This window comes from Methylovirgula ligni, from assembly GCF_004135935.1.
GTDB lineage: Bacteria > Pseudomonadota > Alphaproteobacteria > Rhizobiales > Beijerinckiaceae > Methylovirgula > Methylovirgula ligni.
Window position 1 is genome coordinate 990,652 of the sequence record NZ_CP025086.1, and the last position, 19,346, is coordinate 1,009,997.

Genomic DNA, 19,346 nt, shown 5'->3' on the forward strand with positions numbered 1-19,346 from the left:
TTCCGGGAGCTGAGCGCAATGCGGCTGGGGCTTAAGATCTTCGCAATAATGGCTCTCCTCGCTCTGGCGGCGACAATCGCCGGCATCAGCATCGCCGCGGCCTTTTATGAGCCGACATTGCGCATCCTTGGTATCTGCGGGTTTGTCGCGGCCGCCATCGTCACCGTGCTGGTGCTCTTCTCGATCAACCATTTCATCGTCAAGCCGCTCAACATGGTCGCCGAGGCGATCAAGAGACTTGCCAAGGGGGATGTCAAAGCGCCGGTGCCGACCGGCCGTGACGACGAAATCGGCGAGATGGCCAAGGCGATCCAGGCCTTTCAGCACCAGGCTGTCGCCGCCGATTCGCTGACGACCGAAATCACCAATGATGTCGGCCGCATCGCCGTCGCCGCGGGACAGGCGAGCAATGCGGTCAGCCAGGTCTCCGATGGCTCGAATCTGCAGCTCAGTTCGCTGCGCAAAACGGCCGGCGGCGTCAGCCAAAGCACGCTTGCCATCTCCGATGTCGCTAAAAACACCCACCTCGCCAGCGAGCAGGCCGCCGCTGCCGCAACGCTGGCAGCCGACGGCATGACGCGCATGTCCGACATGGTTAACATCGTCAATGTCCTCGCCGAGAGCAGCAGCAAGGTCCGCTATATCGCCGACGCCATCGCGCGCATCGCCAGCCAGACCAATATGCTGTCCCTCAATGCGGCGATCGAGGCGGCGCGCGCCGGCGATCACGGCAAGGGCTTCGCGGTCGTCGCGGAAGAGGTCCGCAAGCTTGCCGAAAATTCCGCCTCTCTGGCGCAGGAGATCGGCGAACTCGTCGGCCGCTCGACCGCGCAGGCCGGCGAAGGCGTCGCGCTTGCCGGCGAGGTAAGCGACAAGATGCGCCGCATTTCTGACGCCGTGCGGCAGAGCGACAAGCTGATCGGCTCGATCGCCACCGCGATGGCGCAGCAGGAGGCGTCGATTTCCGAAATCAACGCAAGCCTCAACGAACTGACACGGATTGGCCAGTCGAACGCTACGGCGGCGGAAGAGATCACCGCAACCATGCTCGACCTCAGCAAGCTCGCCGGCCACTCGCGCGGCGAGCTCGACAAGTACAAGGAAATCTGGGCCTGAGGCCCCAAGGAGATCCGTGGCGCGCCCGATCGAAAACACGTTAGCGATCCTGCAGGATGCAATGGCCGCGCATCGTGACGCGCTAACGCGCGAGTCGCTGGCGCGCTCATCGTTCCGCTTCGCCGCGCCGCCAGATCGCCGTCAGGAGCTTGTCCTGCGGCTGCTCGCCGGCGCGGAGCAGCGCACCGGGCTCGGCGTCACGCAATCGGCGGCAGAGAAACTGCTGCGCCTCTTCGCGCCTGTTGCTCTCGCCAAATTCGAGGCCGATGTCGCGCGGCTCGAATCCCTGCCGGCGAGCGATCCGGAGTGGCTGGCACTCATCGAGAGCCTGACGGTGCATGAGACCTACATCATGCGCGACGCGACGCAGCTCGCGTTTTTCGCGGAGCTGCTGCCCGGTATGATCGCGCGCGCCGCTACGCGTTCGCGTCTCCTTCGGTTCTGGTCGGTCGGCTGCGCCTCGGGCGAGGAAGCCTATTCGATTGCGGCGCTGGCCCTGGACGTGCTCACGAAAGCGGGCAAGGCGGAGGTCACAGAAGACGGAATATCGCTTCTCCCGCCGTGGCGGCTTGAAGTTATCGGCGCCGACATTTCACGCCCTGCCCTGGCGCGGGCACAGGCGGGCGTCTATGAGACCGGGCCGCTCTCCTCCTTTCGCAGCGAGGCAGCGGCCCTGCTGCATCATTTCCCGCTGCTCGCCGCCACTGACAAAAACACGCCCCCGATGCGGGCCGCCACGCCGGCGTTAAAGCGCGTCGTGCGTTTTTCGCAATTCAACATCATCGCCGACGCGCTGCCGGCCGAGCCCTTCGATGCGGTGTTCTGCCGGAATATCTTCATCTACTTCAGCGAGCGCGCGCGCCGCGAGGCGCAGCAAAGGCTCGCGGGCGCGGTGCGCCCCGGCGGCTTGCTGCTGCTCGGCCCGACTGACACGCTGAGCGATACCGCCGCGTTCGAAACGCTGTGGGCGCCGGGTGCGCTCGCCTACCGCCGAAGAGGCGGCGATGCCTGAGCCGGGACCGCAGGCCGCCAGATCCGACGTGCTCTTCATGCGCGGCGACAGGATTTACGCCGTCGCGGCGGAGCGCGTCGCCAAAGTCGTTGCCATGCCGCCCGTTATCTTTCCGCCGCTCCTGCCCGACGGCATCGATGGCGTCGCGGCGATCGCCGGCAAGGTTGTCCCGATTCTGGCGCTCCCCGAAAGGGGCGAGGGACGCGAACTCATTCTTGTGACTTGCGGCGGCGAGGATTACGGCCTGCGTGCCGATCGCGTGCTGCGCCTGGCGGATGCCACCGCCGAAGTCTCCGCCGCAGAGTATGTCGATGTCGACGCGCTGGTCGCCAGCCTGAGAGCTGCCGCGGCCGCGGGTGCTGCAAGCGTGGCGCAGCGCGACGAAGGCCCACTCTCGGAGCTTATAGAGGACTCGGCTGACGCCGCGCCGGCAGCCCCGCTGCAATCGGCGGCCATCATTGTCGAGACGGCCGACGCGAGCTATTTGCTGCCGCTCGATTGCGTGATCGAGCTGTGCGGGAGCCTGGCGATCGTGCCGTTGCCGGACTCGCGCCCTTTCCTCACCGGAGCCGGCTTTCATCGCGACGAGCTTCTGCCCATCGTCTCGCTCGCCGCCTTGCTGGGCGGGACGGCGGCGAATGAGCCCGCAGGCGCCTTCGTCATCGTGACGGCGGCCGGCCGCCGCTGCATCTTCGCGGTGAAGCGTGTTGCCGGAATCGCCCGCGACGCCAACCCGGAGCAGATCGTCGATCTTGCCGCGCTGCTCGCCAATATCCTGCCGGAGGAAGCGCCGGCCGAGGCGACGAAGCCGCCGGTGGCGACGGAAGTGCAGGCGGCGCGGCGATATCTTCTCATCGAACATGCCGCGCAGGCTTGCGCGTTCCCGCTCGAATATGTCGCGCACATTCATGCCCGCTCGCCGCTCGTCGGCGTGCCGGGCATGGCTGCGACATTGCTCGCCGGCATCGCAGCGACGGGCGATCAGATTCTTCCGGTTCTCGATCTCGGCAAAGCGTTCGGGCTAACGCGGGCAGAGATAGGGGGAAGCCTTGTCGAGCTGAAACTGCCGCAGGCCGGGACATTCGCCGTCGCGGCCGATCGAATCCTCGGCATCGTCGCGCTGATGCCGGACGCGCTGATGCGGCCGCCCGAGGGCAGCGCAATCAGCGCGCTCGCGCGGATCGACGCCAGGACCGTCTGGGTGCTGGAGCCGCCGATGATGGCCGAACATGCGGGATGGGGGCGGCATGCGGCCTGAACCAGACCCGGCCGACGACAGGCGGACGACGCCCATCCGCGTACTGGTCGTGGACGATCAGAGCTTTATGCGCATCGCGCTACGTCAGATTCTGGAGGCCGAGGGCGACATCCGGGTCGTCGGCGAAGCGCAGAACGGCCTCGAAGCCGTCAAAATGGCGGGGGAGCTCAAGCCCGACGCGATCACACTCGATGTCGAAATGCCGGAGATGGACGGCCTGCAGGCCTGCGCAGAGATAGCGCGCGGTGCTGAGCCGCGCCCTGTCATCATCATGGTGAGCGCGCACACCCAGGCGGGGGCGGACGCAGCGGTCAAGGCGCTGCGTTTCGGCGCCGCCGATTTCGTCTCGAAATCGTCGGTTTTTGCCAAGACCGATCTCGCCCATATCGACTCGGAGCTGCGCCGCAAACTGCGCGCCTGGGTAAAGCCCCGCGCGGTCCCGCAAGCCGGAGCAAATCTGCCCCCGCCGCACCGCGAAGCTGCGGGCTGGCGGCCTGACATCATCGTCATTGCCGCCTCGACCGGTGGCCCGCAGGCGCTGACCGCGCTTCTCTCCGGTCATACCCCCGTCGCCGCGCCGATTGTCATCGCCCAGCACATGCCGGAATTGTTCACCGCCAGCCTGGCACAGGCCCTTGCCCACGACACCGGTCATGAGGTGCGGGAAGGATCGCATCGCCTAGCGTTGACACCGCACAGCGTGACTCTGATTCCGGGCGGCCGCGACGGCATCGTCGCGCCCTGCCGATCGGGCGGCTACGAACTGCGTCTGGTGCAGATGGAGGGCAATCTGCATCCCAGCGCCAACGCGCTGTTCGAATCCGCCGCGCTCGTCGCCACGGCGCCCGCCGGCATCGTCCTGACCGGCATGGGCGACGACGGCGCGAAGGGCGCCAGCGCCCTGCGGCGCAAAGGCGTCCCCGTCCTCGTGCAAGACCCCGCGACCTGCATCGTCGGTGGGATGCCGCAGGCGGCCTACGCCGCCGCCGCGGGATGCGAGGTCTTGTCGATCCCGCGGATTTCCGCGCGGATCGAGGCCTGGTTCAAAAAAGCGGGCGCCGAAACGCCGGCCAGCCTCACCCGCAACCTCTAGGCGCCCAATGGCTTCCGAACTCGACGCCCTGTGGAACGAATTCGCCGCCGAGACCGAGGACCATCTCGAGAGTCTCGAGCGGCTTTTGTCGGACCCCTCCGCCACCTGGCCGATGTCGGAAATCGGCGTGCTGTTTCGCTATTTTCACTCGCTCAAGGGCACGTTCCTGGCGATGGGTTTTGGCAATGTCGAGGCCGTTGCACACCGGTGCGAGGACATTCTGGCGCTCGTGCGGGAAGGCAAGGCGCCGCTCGATCCCATCCTCGCGGAGGCACTGCTGCGCGCCGTCGATCGGCTCAAGCACATGCGCGATGAAGTGCTGGCGACGCGGCAGGACGCCCGGCCGGCAACGGACATTCTCGCGGAACTTGAAAAGCACAGCCGCGTCGACGCACCGCCGGTAACTGCGGACACAGCCTCCGATGCCCAAAGCGCCGCGCTGGGCGAAGACCCGGAAATGCTCGGCATCTATTGCGAGCTTCTGGAACAGCGGCTTGCAACGACGGCGCAGGCGCTCTCCGACAGTATCCCCGACCGCGCCGGCGCGGCCGAAGCCTGCTCCGAGCTTGCCTATGGCGCACAGATGATGGGCTTTGAGTCTCTGTCGGAGCACCTGGATAGGCTGGCCGAGCTGGCGGCTGTCGATCTGCCGGAGCGGGCGCTGATCGTCGGCCTCTGCGGCGAGATCCACGAACAGGCGAAAATCATCGAGGAATTGACCGGCCATCGCTCCGGCGCCGAGGTGCTCGCGGCCGCGCTGGCGCAGCAGTTGAAAACGGATTACGCGGCGGCTCTCGACGCGCTCGCGGCCGCAGCGGGGCCGGATGATCCCGCCGATGCACCCGGCTTGTTGGCCGCCGCCGAGGCCGTGCGGACGCTGGCTTCCTGCCAGGGTTTCGCGCAGGCCGAGCGGCTTCTCATTCTGCTCGGCGAGAAAATCCGCGGCCGCGGCGACTCGGACCCGTCCAACAATGCGGCGTTGCCTGGCCTCGTCCATGAGGCCGTCGCCGAGTTACGGCACGCCGCCGACACGGGAACCGACATTGCGGCGCACCAGACCGACGCGCTGGCATCGCGCTGGGACACAAGTCTCAGCGGCGCGCAGCGGGAGGCCGTGCCGGAGCCCGCCGCGATGACGCGCCTCAGCCGCGAGCTTCTGGCGACGCTGTCGTCCGAGCAATTGACAAAGCTCGAGCGTGCCATCGCCGACGGCCAGCGGGCCTTCGAACTGCTGCTGGATCTCGAGAGCCACCCCGAGGTTGCCGGCGACGTGCTGGCGTGGCTTTCGTCTGCGGTGCAGGCGATCACCAGTCATACCGCGCACCGGCGCGGCGCCGGCTGTTTCGAGTTCCTCGTCGTCTCGGAACATCCGCTGGACTGGGTTCGGGCGCAGCTCGCCGCGCTCGACCCCGAGCAGGTGTGCCTGCGCGGCGTCAAACTGCTCGGCGAGCCATCGGCGCAAGGCGGCGGCGCCGTGGCGGGCGAAGCTCCGGCCGCGCCGCTGCGGACGCCGCTCGTGCGCGTGTCGAGCGAGAAGGTCGATGATCTGATGGCCGAGATCGGCGAAATGCGCTCAGCGCTCGCGGGCTTCGCCGACATCCTGCAATATGGTGCGCTCGCCACCGCCCAGCGTGAGGTTCGCCGGCACGGCGCCCGCGGCACGAACGAAGGCATAGACTGGCAGGACCATCGCGATGCGATCGACGCGGATTTGCGCCACTTGCGCGATCTGCACAGCACACTTGAGAGCGCCCATCGACGCATTTGGAGCGTCGGCCTGCAATTGCGGGTCATTCCGGTGGACGGGCTGTTCGGCCGGCTGTCGCGCGCTGCACGCGACCTTTCCGAGAAGCTCGGCAAGGAGATCAGCGTCGTCGTCGAGGGGCGCGAAGTGCGCATCGACAAGAGCATGGTGGACGTGCTCATCGATCCGCTGATGCACATGGTCCGCAACGCGGTCGATCACGGCATCGAGACGCCGGCGGCACGCGAGGTTGCCGGCAAATCGCGCCGGGCGACGCTGACCATCGCGGCGTCGGAGAACGGCAACCGCATCGAGATCGTCATCGCCGATGACGGACACGGCCTCGACCATTCGCGGATCGTCGCGAAGGCGATTCACCTCGGTCTGATCTCCGCCGCCAACGCCAGCCGCATGAACGAAGAAGAGATCAGCGCGCTGATCTTCCGGCCAGGGTTTTCGACGGCCGCCGCCGTGACCGAGATTTCCGGGCGAGGCGTGGGGCTCGATGTGGTCGAAACGACGCTGCAACGGCTTGGCGGCACGATCGAGGTCCGGACGGCACCCGGAGCGGGCACAAAATTCATCTTGAAACTGCCGATCTCCGCCGCGTTGCTGCGCACCCTGCTCGTAGAGGTCGGCGGACAAGTCTTCGCCTTGCCGGAGCGCCAGGTCATCTCGGTGCGGGAGCTGGTGGCAAGTGAAATCGAACAGGTGACAGCCCAGAGTTTCATTCTCCATCGCGGGACAGCCGTGCCAGTGCGCGATCTTGGGGGCGAGCTTGGCTTCCAAACCGGCGCCGCGGCGCCGGCCACGACAGGGTATCTGGTAATTGTCGCCGCCGGGGCGCGCGTGATTGGTCTTGCCGTCGATCGCGTGCTGCGTTTCGAAGACCTGTTCTTGAAGGAACTGCACCCGGTCCTCGCAACGATCCCGAGCGTCGCCGGCACATCGGTTCTCGGCGACGGCCGTCCGGTGCTGGTTCTCGATCCGGCGCCGCTGGCAAATCCCGAGATGAACGGCGCCGGCGCACCCCATTAAGGCAGGCTCGATGCCGGAAGAACGCTACCTTCTCTGCCGCGTCGAACGTTACGCCATCGCCATTGGCGTCGACGCCGTGCGGAACATCGGCGGGACAGATTCGGCGCCGCCTGATCGTGCGCTGTCGTCGGCGCGCATTGATCTGCGCGCCCTTTTGCAGGTTCCCGTCCACGGACCGGGCGTCGTCGTAGCCCTGCGGATCGACGATGCCGATATTTCACTCATCGTCGAGACCGTAGCGCGCATCGAAACAATCGCGGACAGCGCCTTCGCGCCGTTGCCACCGGCATTCGAACATGCCCGTTCGCTTTTCGATGGCGCCTGCCGCCGCCCCATCGACGGGCAGCATCCGTTGCGGTTACGGCTTCAGCCGCTCGCCGCACCGGCTGCGGCGCCGTTGTAACGGACGACGAGAAGCGTCACATCGTCGGCCATGGGCGTGAGCGCCATATAGGCATCGACATCCGCAACGATCGCCGTCAGGACTTCGGTCGGATGTTCGCCCGGGTATGACGCCAGCGCCGCGGCAAGCCGTGGCTCCCCATAAAGTGCGCCGAACGCATCGACCGCCTCGGTGACGCCGTCGGAGTAACAGACCAGGGCGTCGCCCGGTGCCAGCGTGACGCGCTGCGTTTCATAAAACGCATCCTCGATGACGCCGAGCGGGACAGCGCCCGCACGCGGGAGCGCATACACTTCACCGCCGACGGTAAGAATGTAAGGCGGATTGTGGCCGGCATTGGCATAGATGATCTCGCCGGTCTGCGTATCGAGGACACCATAGAAGGCGGTCGTGAACATCAGCGACGGATTATCGATGCACAGCATCGCGTTGACGATGCGCAGGCACTCCCCCGGCTGCTCCAGTTTCTCCGCCGTAGCCCGCAGCAGCGTGCGCGTCAGCGTGATGAAGATGGCCGCGGGCAGCCCCTTGCCGGCCGCGTCGGCCACCACGAAACCGAGCCGGCCCGGCGCGAGCAAGAAGAAATCATAAAGATCGCCGCCGACTTCCTTCGCCGTCACCATGCCGGCGTGCAGATCGAACTCACGCCGGTCCGGGAAGGGCGGAAAATCGTGCGGCAGACCGGAATATTGCAGGTTGGCGGCGAAGTCCCATTCCGCCTGCTCGGCCGCCGTGCGGTCGCGGGTACGCAACACATCGAGCGCGAGATTGAGCTGCAGGGTGCGGTCATCGAGCGACTTCGCCTGCTCCGCGTCGTGCGCGCCTAACCGCTGCGCGATCTCTTCAAGCACCATTACGGGGTCGCCATCCGGATCATTCAGCGCCGCGAGGAACTTTGCGCGCGGACCCGCTTCCAAAATCCCGGCGAGAGAGCGCGCGGCCTGGCGGAGGCGATCGGGGGTGGTCATTGGTGTGGGCCGAGGGCGAAGATCATTGGCCCGGTTCACGTGCCTGCGCGCGGCGCGCCACAGCGGCGACATCGAGCGGCGGCAGGCCGAGCGCGCCACGCACGACGGTCAATATCTCGTGGCCGCGCTTCGCCTTGAGATCGAGGCTGATTGCGCCGGACGGCTTGGCGATCACGTCGAAAGCGCCGAGGCGGCGCGCTTCGAGCGCCGCGGGAGAACCGAGCTGGGCGACCGAGGAGAGGATGACGACCTTGGCCTTGCTGGTGAGCTTCAGCCGCTTCAATGCACTGAGCCCATCGAGGCGGGGCATTTCGATATCGAGCAGAATGACCGCCGGCTTCAGGGCTTTCTCCTTCTCGAGCGCGACCTGGCCATCCTCGGCCTCGCCGACAATCTCGAGATCCGGGTCCACGCTCAGAATTTGCCTGATGATGTTTCGCATGAAACCGGAATCATCGACGATCAGGATCGGGTTTGCCATGACGTATCGCCTTTTTTGGCCGGATCGTCCGGAAGCTGCAGCACCATCGTGAGACGGTTGCGGCCATCCGAACGATGATAGTTCAAATGGTTCATCACGGTGCGGATGAAATGGATGCCGAGGCCGCCGATCTTCCGCTCTTCAAGCGGCAGGGTCAGGTCGGGCTCCGGCTGCGCAAGCGGGTTAAACGGGATGCCGTTGTCGATGATCTCTGTCTCGATCATATCCTGTCTGAACGAGATTGAAACATGGATGTCGCGCGGCCTCGCGTCGGGAAACCCATAGGAAATGATATTGGTCAGCATCTCGTCGCAGGCGAGCTGAAGGTTAAATATTGCCATGGCCGGCAATCCGTGGCGCGCCCCAAAATCCTCAATCCGCGAGAGGAGGTCGGAGATCTGGCCGAGGTTTTCGATGCCGGCTTGCAGATGGTCGCCCAAGACCGGCCTCGCGGCTTTCTTCGACTCGAGATTGCCGACATTTCCCCGAAGGTTGCGAGAACTGCGGTCCAGCGAGCCTAACGGAATGGCGGCGGACCGGCAATTGCGCAGGCCTTGGGTCCCGCCCCAGGCCGCCAGCTTATTGGCGTTTATTATGTGGGTCTTTTAAACGGCGCTCCGCTGCCGCAAAAAGCAACGGCCGCTCTACGCGGCCGTTGCCAAAGTCGGACGGACGAACGTCCGAGGATCAGTCGCGCCGGGCCGATTGGAGCGGCGTGCTCTCGGCGAGGACGCGATCGAGACCCGCGCCGCCGACCTTGCGCCAATGCGCGCCGCGCGAAGCCGTATGAACACGATAATGACTGTGCGTGGCATTCGCCGACCATTGATCGGCATACCAGCCGCTCGCGGCGGGGGCGGCGCCCGGCAGGTCAGCCGCGGCAATCGCGCGACCGCGGCCGAGAATGGCGATCCTCACCGGGCCGGTGCCGCGCATGCCGATGGCGAACGCAGCGCCGCGCGCGAGATCGAGGCTGCGCCCGCGCACGAAGGGACCACGATCATTGATGCGCACGACGACGCTGCGGCCGTTGCGGGGATTGGTCACCGCGACCCGCGTGCCGAACGGCAGCGTGCGATGGGCGGCGGTGAGTCCATTCGGATTGAAACGTTCGCCCGAGGCCGTCCGGTAACCGGACGAATAATAAGACGCGTAAATCATGGACCCGCCGGCAGAATAGGTATGGCGGAAGGATTGTGCGTGGGAAGCCTGGGTACAAAGGGCGGTAAACGCAATTACTGACACCATTACTTTTGATACCTTCAACACATCACCCTTTCTGTGGTTGCAGATGGGCGTGTATTGATTGTCATAATGTGTTCATAGATTGCGGCGTATGGGGCGATAGTGTGTTATAGAGACCCCCTTGATTGGTCAAAACGTCGCAGGAAAATGTGTCGGCGCCGCCAGATTTGGGTCATATTGCCTCGACGAGACACCCCCGGTGTGCGCTAGACGCTATTCTACTTAACCATTTTGTTGAGATGCTTATGATGCCGCACGGCGATGTTGGCGTGGCCGCTCGTCTAGACGATTCACGGCCTTGACTCTTCATTGCCAGATCGAAAGACGGCAATCCGGCGCGTGTTTGATCCGCCGCATGGCCATATCCGCCGCCAAGCTGTATACGGGTGTAAATAGCTTTTGGTGAGTCCGATGACAGAAGCCGAATACGAGACCGTCGAATCCGCCATACGGCGCTGCGTCGCGGAATTCTATCGCGCCGGCCGAGCTGACCCGCTGCTGGGCCCGATTTTCGAGGCGCATATCACCGAGTGGGACGATCACCTGCGGATTATCGAGAATTTCTGGTCGAAGAGCCTGCTCGGGACAGACCGCTATTCGGGCTTTCCTTATCCGGTCCATGTCCCCATGCCGCTGACTCCGGCGCATATGACGCGCTGGGTCGAACTCTTCACCGCGGCAGCGCAAGCAACGCTGCCGTCCGCTTATGCCGCGCAGGCCATCGCCAAGGCACGCCATATGGGCCAGAGCTTCAGCTCCGGCCTCTTCCCCTTCCGCGACAAGGACGGCAACCCGAGCCGCCATCCGGGCTGAACGCTGCCCAAGCTCTTCGCGATCGGGTCGGGAAGATTATTCCAAGCATGCGCCCATAAGAGCAGACGCATTTGCCTGATGCCGGATTTCATGGAATCTTTCCCTCACGGGGGGGCAAAAAAACCCGGAGGAAACGCATGAAGAAGCTGCTTATGGCGAGCATTTTCGTCGCCGCGGTTGCGACGCCCGCTCTCGCCGACGATCAATATAGCCTCGTGAAGGACACGGTCGGAAATTGCTCCGCCGTTGTGTCCTCCGACGCCGGCTATCCGGGCATGACAGTCGTGGGCACGCAGGGCTACCCGTCCATCCAGGCTGCCAACAGCGCCCTCGACAGCGTCTCGGGCTGCGACGGACTCGTGCGCTAGCCAATGCCTCGGCGTCCCGGTTCGGACGCCTCCACGAATCAATCAGCCATCGCCGGCCCCTGAGCCGGCGATGGAACTCTCAGCATCCATCGATGATTTTTCTGGCGGAGGGAGCGTCTGTTAATACGGAGTCCGAGAGAACCCTAGACAATCCAGAAATATCAATAGAGTCAATTATCTGGCCTAAAATATAATCCAATAAAGGCCATTGACATCCGAGGACAGCCGACCCACGTTTGTACGTAGATTTGTGCAACGGTGAGTTCGAATCCCAATGCGAAGCGGGAACAGGCTAACAGCTCTGACGATCAAGAATGCCGATAAGCCCGGCCTCTATGGCGACGGCCATGGACTCTATCTCCAAGTCAGTGCATTCGGCACAAAGTCATGGCTGTTTCGCTTCATGCGCAACGGGGTCGCCCGCAAAATGGGGCTCGGCGCCCTTCACACCGTATCTTTGGGCGACGCCAGAAAACGTGCCGCGGCGGCTCGCCTAGCGGTGCATGATGGCGAGGATCCGATAGAGATGCGAGCGGCGGCCCGGGCGGCGACACGCGTCGAAAAGGCGAAGGCAATTACTTTCAAGGAATGTGCCGAGGCCTACATCAAGGCGAATGAGTCGACCTGGAAGAATCTTAAGCACCGAGACCAGTGGCATGCCACCTTCAATCAGACGAAGCGAGGCAAGAAGACCTTTCCGGCGGCGACCGCGGCAATCAATGATCTACCGGTGGTCGCCATCGATACGGGCCTCATTCTGAAGGCTCTTGAACCGATCTGGCATAAGACGCCGGAAACCGCTTCGCGCGTCCGCGGCCGTATCGAGGCCGTGCTGAATTGGGCCGCGGTGCGCAATTACCGCAGCGGTGAAAACCCGGCCCGCTGGCGCGGCCATCTCGATAATGTGCTGCCGCTGCCGGGCAAAGTGCAGAGAGTCAAACATCATCCTGCAGTTCCGTACGCGGAGATGCCGGCGTTCATGGCTGATCTGCGCAGCAGGGAAGGGGTCTCGGCCCGCGCTCTCGAATTTACAATTCTGACGGCGGTACGTACCTGCGAATCGATCGGCGCGACGTGGAAAGAATTCGATCTCGATGCCAAGGTCTGGACTATCCCTGCCGATCGAATGAAGGCCGGCAAAGAACACCGCGTCCCGCTATCCGATCGGACGATTGTGGCGATCGCTTCGCTCCCGCGTGAAGGAAAATATGTTTTCCCGGGCGCTAAAGCCGACAAGCCGCTTTCCAACATGGCGATGCTGGAATTGCTACGTGGCATGCGCCAGGGAACGACGGTGCATGGTTTCAGAAGCACATTCCGCGATTGGGCGGCGGAGCGCACTGCCCATCCAAATCACGTCGTCGAGATGAGCCTGGCCCACGCGATCGGCGACAAAGTTGAGGCCGCCTATCGGCGCGGCGAGTTGTTGGAGAAGCGCCATCGTTTGATGGATGATTGGGCGACCTATTGTGAACGATCGGTCGTGGCGCGGGCCGATAACGTCGTGACCATGCGTGGGACGGCGTGATGAACGCCCTTATCGAAGCCTCCGGAGGCGTCCGCTGGCGGCCACCACAAGATGCGATAAAGCTTATTTGCGAGCGGACTAGATCCGGCCAAAGCGATGCCACCGAAGCGCTTAAAGCTTGGGTAAAAGACAATAGCGTCAAGGCTAGAAATGTTGAGACCGGAAAGCTCCTAGTAGGGCCTGTCAAGGTGACAGTCCCCCAAGCCGCAATGGCGAATTTATTTGATATCGATTTTTTGAAGTTTTTTGAGATCGACATAATCAGTCTCAAAAGCCATCTCTCGAGCTTTTCGGAGCCTGGTTCTAAGCGGCCCAAAGGTGCTCCCGATAAATACGACTGGGCGTCCGTAAAGAGCGTGCTTGTTGAAGCTTGCCAACATTGGAATGGAGTGCCCTCCCGTGATCACCCGGACCAAGAGTGGCGAAGCCAAGCGGACGCGATCCGAGCTGTCCGAGATAAAATGGGAAAGGAATGGATGGACGACGGCCCCGCCGAATCAACGCTCAAAGGACGGGTTGGCCGTATGCTCAAGGAGATTGCCGCCCAGAAGGCCAACAAATAGTTCTTGGCCATTGCGGGCCATTATCGGCGGACAGATTCGTTTTGCTACGCCAATTTCTCTTCATCCTAAGCGATGTAGCCGGATGTAGGAGGAATCAATGGTTCGGAAGGTTATGCGAAAACCCGAGGTCTTGAAGGCTACCGGGTTTTCTAATTCGACGTTGTACGGTCGAATCGCTGCCGGCAGATTCCCAAAACCGACGAAGCTTGATCCAGATGGGCGAATTGTCGTTTGGTTCGAGGATGAGGTCGAAGCTTGGCAAAAAGGCGTTGTTGAGCGCGATGCGGAGGCCGTTTGACAGATGGTCTCGGAAGCAAAGCGGGCCATCCACCCCGAGGATGAACTGGCCCGCAAAAATGAGCAGCTTGGCGGCCGGCTCAATAACCAAAATATCTCAGCGACAACTCAACCGCAACATCAAATCGCTGGGTCGTATGCAAGCGAAGCGTTGGCTCATCTGAAATCCGTTCCGTGGTTCGCAAATGGCGGGATAGAACGCCCGGCCCGGAGGCGTAAATGAACGCGCCTTCTCCCTCTCCAAACCCGCTGCACTTTACGCGATTCCGAGACATTGATCCGCGACCCATGAAGGAATTCTTGGTGCAGAAGCTCCTTGGGGCCGGCGAGATCTCTTGCTTTTTTGCTAAGCCTGGGGCTGGCAAGTCGGTCCTCGTAAGTGACATGGGATGCCATATCGCCTCCGGCCGCCCATGGTTTGGGCGGAGCGTACTCAGGGGCGCCGTACTCTACGTCGCTGCCGAACGCGCGAAGCTGGTGGAGCGCCGCATGGCAGCGTTTCGACTTCACTATGGGGAAGCTGATCTACCTCTGGCGATTGTTTCTGGCGCGATTGATCTTCGGTCGTCCCCAGAGCACGCCTCGTTGATCGCCGCCTATGCCAAGAACCTTGCGGAGGACACCGCCCTGCCGCTTCGCTTGATCGTTATTGACACGGTTTCGCGCGTACTCGCTGGCGGCGACGAAAACTCGTCGAAGGATATGGGTGCTTTCGTAAGCGCCTTGTCGTCCCTGCAAGAAACGACAGGCGCACATATCTGCATCATCCACCACATCCCGCAGGACGGGAGTAACCGGATGCGTGGTCACGGTGCGTTGCTAGGGGCGGTAGACACGACGATTAGTATTGAGAGGACCGGAAAAGCACGGGTAGCCACTGTGATCAAGGATAACGACGGTGCCGAGGGCCAAAAAATCGCTTTCAAATTGGAGAGTGTATTGCTTTCGACCGACCCATCAACTGGCACTGAAACTTGGGCGCCAATTGCGGTCCCTACCGACGAAGAGGCAGCAATGGCCAACGGCGAGCCGAATACGCTCAGCCGGCCGCAAGTCATCGCGCTGCGCGCGTTACACAGCGCCATCGCTGACAAAGGGGAGCTCGCGCCTGAATGCGGCCATGTGCCAACGGGTAAAAGAGTCGTTTCCCTTAAGCTTTGGGCCGATTATGCCTACGGGAGCGGTGTAAGTGGCTCCTGCGAACCTCGCGCCCGGCAAAAGGCCTTTAAGCAAGCCCGCGAGGCGTTGGCGGTCAGAGGAAAGGTCGCCGTATGGGAGCCCTACGTCTGGCCTTTAGCGAACTCTTAAGATGCAAACCAGTATGCGAACTTGCGACCTCCCTAAAGGGGGAGTTCGCGTTCGTTCGCTGGAACTTGGCGAACAAAAGTTCGCCGAAGTTCGCTAAAGTTCCCCGGTTCGCGTACTGATGCCTACTTCGCGCCCGTTGCCGACACAAAACATCAAATGCGAAATCCAAAAGCGGACATTGAGTGACTGAGTGCGTTTCCGATTTAGTTTCAATTAATCAAACAGCGGCTTTCTCCCAATATAGTCCGCCATAAGCCGAGTCGCGGGCGCCCTCTGAACGGGCTCATGGCCCTTTTTAGAGGACGTTTCCAATTAAGAGCGCACCGGGAGGAGCGGTGGAGAAAGTCATTCTCTCGCATTCATTCGGGTTGCCATTCCGTCGCGCGCAAAACGTTCCCCCCAAGCTTGGAAAACGCGCGTTGACGGCACGAGAAGACAATAATTTGTTGATCCCGAGCCTCACGATGCAAAGCGTCAAACATTCTCTCGATACGATCATCATCTGAAAAAACGAGGGCGTCATCTAATATAACCGGAGCGGAACGCCCGTCCCGCGCCAGAAGCCTCGCGAATGCGAGTCGCGTTAAGATAGACAATTGCTCTCGCATTCCGCCGCTCAGCCGGTCGACATCCTCGTCCTGACCGTTTCTCTGAATCTTCTGAGGCAGCAAGGTTTTATCGTCAAAAACTATCGAGACGTCACTGAAGAGCAAGCCGAGCAAGGGCCGCAACTCCGTCAGTATGGGTTTTAAGTATAGATCTCGAGCAGCCGACCGTGAGGCCTGCAGCGTACTTTTGAGCTTCTCAAGGATTTTTATCTCTGTCTCGAACGCTGTCACGCGGGATGATGCGGCCTCCAATGCGTCGACAGCCTCGCGCCATGCTTCCTCAACGGCGTCTTCGGATCGCGTACGGATTCTGCCGTTAAACTCGGCAAGCGTCTCGCGAAGTTGCGCGGCCTCCTCGGTGGCCGCTTCCTCCACGGATCTCTTACGGCGCAGTGTCGCTTCGACAGACTCAAGATCGGGAGAATTGCTACGCAGCTGTGCGGCTATGCCTTCGAGCTTATCGGATAATTCTTGTTTCTCATTCCGGACGGCGACAAGCGCCTGCTCCTTTGCGGCGCGCTCCCCCTCGAGCCCGACCAAGGCTTCAAAACGCGAAAGTTCCGCCCCAAGCGTGGCGCACAGGGCTTCAACCTTTATGACTTCCCCGTCCGTATGCTTACGCTCCGGATCAAGTTCTGCGAGCCTGTTTCGAGCGGCCCGCACTTTATCACTCGCGGCGGCGAGTTCTCTACGTACCTCTTCGGGGTCCCCATCAATCTCTGGAACGTCAAGTTGCTGATTGCAGCAGGATGCTATTTGCTCGCGCAGGCGAGCAATCCCGTCCGGGGCCACCTGATTTAGCTGCAATCGGATGCCGTCGCGTCCAGCGGACTTTGCTTGTGCCTCTGCCTGCCGATTACGCGCATCAAGCAGGCTTTTGACGCCGATGGCGGAAAGCAGAATTTGCTTCTTCGCCTCCGCTACTTCCAAAGAATCATCACCGCGGTCCGGCGATTTCGACAGCAAAGTCAAAGTCCCCAGATTGGGGATTTGAATATTGGCAAGGTCCTTAAAAGTGCGACTCTTATCGTTGAGCAGCGGTGTTCCGTCCATAATCAGTGGGCCGAGTCCGCCGGGCGTACTGTACGCCATCCGGACTGTCGGCCGGGTGGCTGTTTCGGCGGCGCGCAGAGTGGCGATCTTGATCTCCAACGCCTGCAATTGCTCAACGGTATCCGGCGACACAGCGAGGAGCGCTAGCTCGGCCTCTGCCACTTCCAAGCTTTTCCGAATTCCTTCCGCCTGCTCGAGCCGTCCTTGCAAAGAGGCCAACTCCTGCCGTGCGCGCCGCGCCTTGGCAACCGTATCTAACTGGATAGACAGATCACGCGTTGCCTGCTCGGCATCTTCCGCGACGCGCACATCAGCCGTGGCCTTTTCGATTTCGGATAGAGCCCTGCCTCGACGCTCAACGACATCCACGCGGTGTTGCTCGGCCTTTTCCAAGTTTGCGCGAAGTTCGTTCACACGGTTCAAAGAGCTGCGAAATTCCGTAAGTTTCAACCCGGCCGCATCAAGCTCGTTGCGAGCGAGAGCAGTCTCAGCCTCTCGTGCGTTCAACGTGCCCCGGTGGGCCTTCGCCGCCTCGAATGCCGTTTCGGCATCTTTAACCGCAACGTGACGAGCCGCTCGCTCGTTCGGATCCTCTAATTCGACGAGGCGTCTCTGTGCGATTGCCCGTTGGTCGAGTGCGTCACGCAATGCCACAACGTCAGCACGGAGACGTTTTTCCTCGCCGGTCAGGTGGTCGCGTTCGTCGACCGCCGCACAATAGGGACCACCGGTTTTGGGCTTGCCACCAGCGGTGATGAGACGAGACAACTCATCCTCGTAGGCCTCGATGATTTCAGCCATACGGCGGCCGCCGGTAATCGCCTCGACCTCTCCTTGAACCGACGTCAGAAGGCTCTCGCGAATCTTTCGTTCGCCTTCCTCCTCCTTTTTTTCGCGATCCTCGATGCCGGTTACGCCTTGGCGAACCCACAGGAGTCCCGCTGGACCAGCCACTCCTCCGTTAATCAGACCGGCAATAAAGTTCTCGGCCTCGTCGGCCTGCGCGACAAGACGTCCGTTTTCAAGATCGATAACCGTCGCGCGTTTGCCTCCGATAAACTGTTTGCTCAGGCGGTATCGACCTGTCCCGGTGGTAATATCAGCCTCTATGAGGGGATTTCCACCGCTATAGGGCTGCATACGTCGCACTTCTTTCGGGACACCCGTATGCGGCTGGAAGAACAAGGCATGTAGAGCTTCGAAGCTGGTCGATTTGCCAAATTCGTTTTCGGCGCAAAGGACATTTATGCCCTCGCCAATCCCTTCAATCGCGACGCCACGTTTCGCGAACCGCTTGACGTTGTACAGCCGAAGGGCGGAGATTTTCATCTGGAGACCTTCTGGCAGTAAGAGAATAGTCGTATCAAGGCTGCTTGCGAAATCTCCCTGTCGGAAGCGGACGAATTTTCGTCGACGCTTTCCACCATGAGCGCGTTCGCCGCTTCGCGCAGTGCGCCGGTACGGTCGATCAGGTCGAGATCGGTAGCCTCGCAATCCGTCGAGAGATCTCTGTCGTTCAACTCCAGATACGCAAATTCCGGGCTGACTTGCTCGACGGAGGCGCTGAGCGCGGTGCGCTCCTCCAATTTCGTGCGCCCCGAGGCGAGGATTCGAAGCAGGGTTTGTCGCCGCTGCGGCCCGTGAGGAAGTAGCCCCGCCAGGGTTGCTGTACTATTTTCCTGAGAGAGGAAGCGGACGGCAAGAGTCTGCCACATAAATGTTCCCGTCTGCACCACGGTGATCTCCGGCGGCGCTCCCCGTGCGGAAATGGCTACGGAAAGAACCTGGCCCGGTTTGTCATGCTTAAAGCGATCGGGTTCTGGTGTGCCGCTGTAGTAGGTGCGCGCATTGACCTCGGTCGTTCCGTGCCAATCTCCGAGCGCCAAATAATCCAGGCCAGATCGTGCCGCTCGGTCCGGCGGTATGATGTCTGCAGCAATAGCGTCTTCCGAAAAGCTCTGAATGGCACCGTGAGCAAGCCCAATTCGAATCGCGCCTTCGCTCGCTTCAGCCCCGCTCATCCACTCGGTGAGGTCGCGCCCAGGCCGTCGAGTCGTACACGGTGCGGGCAGTAGCAAGGCATCTGGTTCGACCAAAATGCCCTTAGGCTCCGTTGCGAGAATGACATTCGGGGGAAGTTCATCCCGGAGCGCGTTCCAAAGCTGTGCAGCCTGCAATGAATCGTGATTGCCTGGCAAAAGCACCCACCGGAGGGGAGCGCTGTGTCCCATTTCCGCGATGGCTTGCCTCCGGATAGCCGGTGTGGGCGTCTCGGTATCAAACGTGTCTCCGGCGAGCAGGACGAGGGCCGCGTCGTGTTGACGGGCGCAGGCGGCCAACTTTCCGATTGCTGTATGGCGAGCCTCACGCAGGCGGCCGCGCAAGTCCTCAGGCATGTTGCCAAAGCGTCGTCCGAGATGCAGATCGCTCGCATGTATGAATCGGACCAT

Annotated in this window: 17 protein-coding genes and 1 pseudogene; 12 read left to right on the forward strand and 6 right to left on the reverse strand. The window is 62.1% G+C overall.

The window, feature by feature from the left end:
* Positions 1-48: 48 nt before the first annotated feature.
* From CWB41_RS04795 to CWB41_RS04820, 6 genes are read left to right on the forward strand one after another with little or no spacing between them, the layout of a single operon-like run.
* Entirely contained in the window at positions 49-1,116 is a 1,068-nt protein-coding gene (locus CWB41_RS04795; protein WP_165204003.1) for a methyl-accepting chemotaxis protein, read from the forward strand.
* Positions 1,117-1,132: 16 nt separating this feature from the next.
* The gene (locus CWB41_RS04800) at positions 1,133-2,128 is read left to right on the forward strand and encodes a CheR family methyltransferase (protein ID WP_115835332.1); all 996 of its coding nucleotides are present in this window, start codon (positions 1,133-1,135) and stop codon (positions 2,126-2,128) included.
* Positions 2,121-3,386 carry a chemotaxis protein CheW gene (locus tag CWB41_RS04805; protein ID WP_129396404.1) on the forward strand — a complete coding sequence of 422 codons (1,266 nt, stop codon included), beginning with the start codon at positions 2,121-2,123 and terminating at the stop codon, positions 3,384-3,386. The genes CWB41_RS04800 and CWB41_RS04805 overlap by 8 nt, the downstream gene beginning before the upstream one ends.
* Positions 3,376-4,479: a chemotaxis protein CheB gene (locus CWB41_RS04810; RefSeq protein WP_165204006.1), complete on the forward strand. Its 1,104-nt coding sequence runs from the start codon at positions 3,376-3,378 to the stop codon at positions 4,477-4,479. The genes CWB41_RS04805 and CWB41_RS04810 overlap by 11 nt, the downstream gene beginning before the upstream one ends.
* A 7-nt stretch (positions 4,480-4,486) precedes the next feature.
* Positions 4,487-7,261 carry a chemotaxis protein CheA gene (locus CWB41_RS04815; RefSeq protein WP_115835329.1) on the forward strand — a complete coding sequence of 925 codons (2,775 nt, stop codon included), beginning with the start codon at positions 4,487-4,489 and terminating at the stop codon, positions 7,259-7,261.
* A 10-nt stretch (positions 7,262-7,271) separates the two neighbouring features.
* Positions 7,272-7,664 carry a hypothetical protein gene (locus tag CWB41_RS04820; protein WP_115835328.1) on the forward strand — a complete coding sequence of 131 codons (393 nt, stop codon included), beginning with the start codon at positions 7,272-7,274 and terminating at the stop codon, positions 7,662-7,664.
* Here CWB41_RS04820 and CWB41_RS04825 read toward each other — a convergent pair.
* The 4 genes and pseudogenes from CWB41_RS04825 to CWB41_RS16265 all read right to left on the reverse strand — a co-directional run.
* Positions 7,628-8,632 carry a PP2C family protein-serine/threonine phosphatase gene (locus CWB41_RS04825; protein ID WP_165204009.1) on the reverse strand — a complete coding sequence of 335 codons (1,005 nt, stop codon included), beginning with the start codon at positions 8,630-8,632 and terminating at the stop codon, positions 7,628-7,630. The two genes, CWB41_RS04820 and CWB41_RS04825, sit on opposite strands and share 37 nt — an antisense overlap.
* A 22-nt stretch (positions 8,633-8,654) precedes the next feature.
* Positions 8,655-9,113 carry a response regulator gene (locus tag CWB41_RS04830; RefSeq protein ID WP_115835326.1) on the reverse strand — a complete coding sequence of 153 codons (459 nt, stop codon included), beginning with the start codon at positions 9,111-9,113 and terminating at the stop codon, positions 8,655-8,657.
* Positions 9,095-9,553 (reverse strand): ATP-binding protein, encoded by a 459-nt coding sequence (locus CWB41_RS04835; protein WP_165204012.1) that lies wholly within the window; start codon positions 9,551-9,553, stop codon positions 9,095-9,097. The genes CWB41_RS04830 and CWB41_RS04835 overlap by 19 nt, the downstream gene beginning before the upstream one ends.
* 460 nt (positions 9,554-10,013) lie before the next feature.
* Positions 10,014-10,361: pseudogene (locus CWB41_RS16265) on the reverse strand (septal ring lytic transglycosylase RlpA family protein); the annotation flags it as partial.
* Positions 10,362-10,769: 408 nt separating this feature from the next.
* On the opposite strand from CWB41_RS16265, the gene CWB41_RS04845 reads away from it, so the two are divergent.
* The 6 genes from CWB41_RS04845 to CWB41_RS04870 all read left to right on the forward strand — a co-directional run bounded on the left by CWB41_RS04845 (position 10,770) and on the right by CWB41_RS04870 (position 15,235).
* Positions 10,770-11,171: a group III truncated hemoglobin gene (locus CWB41_RS04845; RefSeq protein ID WP_115835323.1), complete on the forward strand. Its 402-nt coding sequence runs from the start codon at positions 10,770-10,772 to the stop codon at positions 11,169-11,171.
* 137 nt (positions 11,172-11,308) lie between these two features.
* Positions 11,309-11,539: a hypothetical protein gene (locus CWB41_RS04850; RefSeq protein WP_129396406.1), complete on the forward strand. Its 231-nt coding sequence runs from the start codon at positions 11,309-11,311 to the stop codon at positions 11,537-11,539.
* A 274-nt stretch (positions 11,540-11,813) separates the two neighbouring features.
* Entirely contained in the window at positions 11,814-13,067 is a 1,254-nt protein-coding gene (locus CWB41_RS04855) for a tyrosine-type recombinase/integrase (RefSeq protein ID WP_115835321.1), read from the forward strand.
* Positions 13,067-13,630, forward strand: coding sequence for a hypothetical protein (locus CWB41_RS04860; protein ID WP_115835320.1), 564 nt, complete (start codon positions 13,067-13,069; stop codon positions 13,628-13,630). Before CWB41_RS04855 ends, CWB41_RS04860 begins: the two co-directional genes overlap by 1 nt.
* A 112-nt stretch (positions 13,631-13,742) precedes the next feature.
* Positions 13,743-13,928: a helix-turn-helix transcriptional regulator gene (locus CWB41_RS16545; protein ID WP_425373908.1), complete on the forward strand. Its 186-nt coding sequence runs from the start codon at positions 13,743-13,745 to the stop codon at positions 13,926-13,928.
* Positions 13,929-14,146: 218 nt separating this feature from the next.
* The gene (locus CWB41_RS04870) at positions 14,147-15,235 is read left to right on the forward strand and encodes an AAA family ATPase (protein ID WP_115835318.1); all 1,089 of its coding nucleotides are present in this window, start codon (positions 14,147-14,149) and stop codon (positions 15,233-15,235) included.
* A 359-nt stretch (positions 15,236-15,594) separates the two neighbouring features.
* Here the strand turns inward: CWB41_RS04870 and CWB41_RS04875 are convergent, their stop codons facing one another.
* Together CWB41_RS04875 and CWB41_RS04880 are read right to left on the reverse strand one after the other, a co-directional pair.
* The gene (locus tag CWB41_RS04875) at positions 15,595-18,225 is read right to left on the reverse strand and encodes an AAA family ATPase (protein WP_115835317.1); all 2,631 of its coding nucleotides are present in this window, start codon (positions 18,223-18,225) and stop codon (positions 15,595-15,597) included.
* Positions 18,222-19,346: a metallophosphoesterase family protein gene (locus CWB41_RS04880; protein WP_115835316.1), complete on the reverse strand. Its 1,125-nt coding sequence runs from the start codon at positions 19,344-19,346 to the stop codon at positions 18,222-18,224. The genes CWB41_RS04875 and CWB41_RS04880 overlap by 4 nt, the downstream gene beginning before the upstream one ends.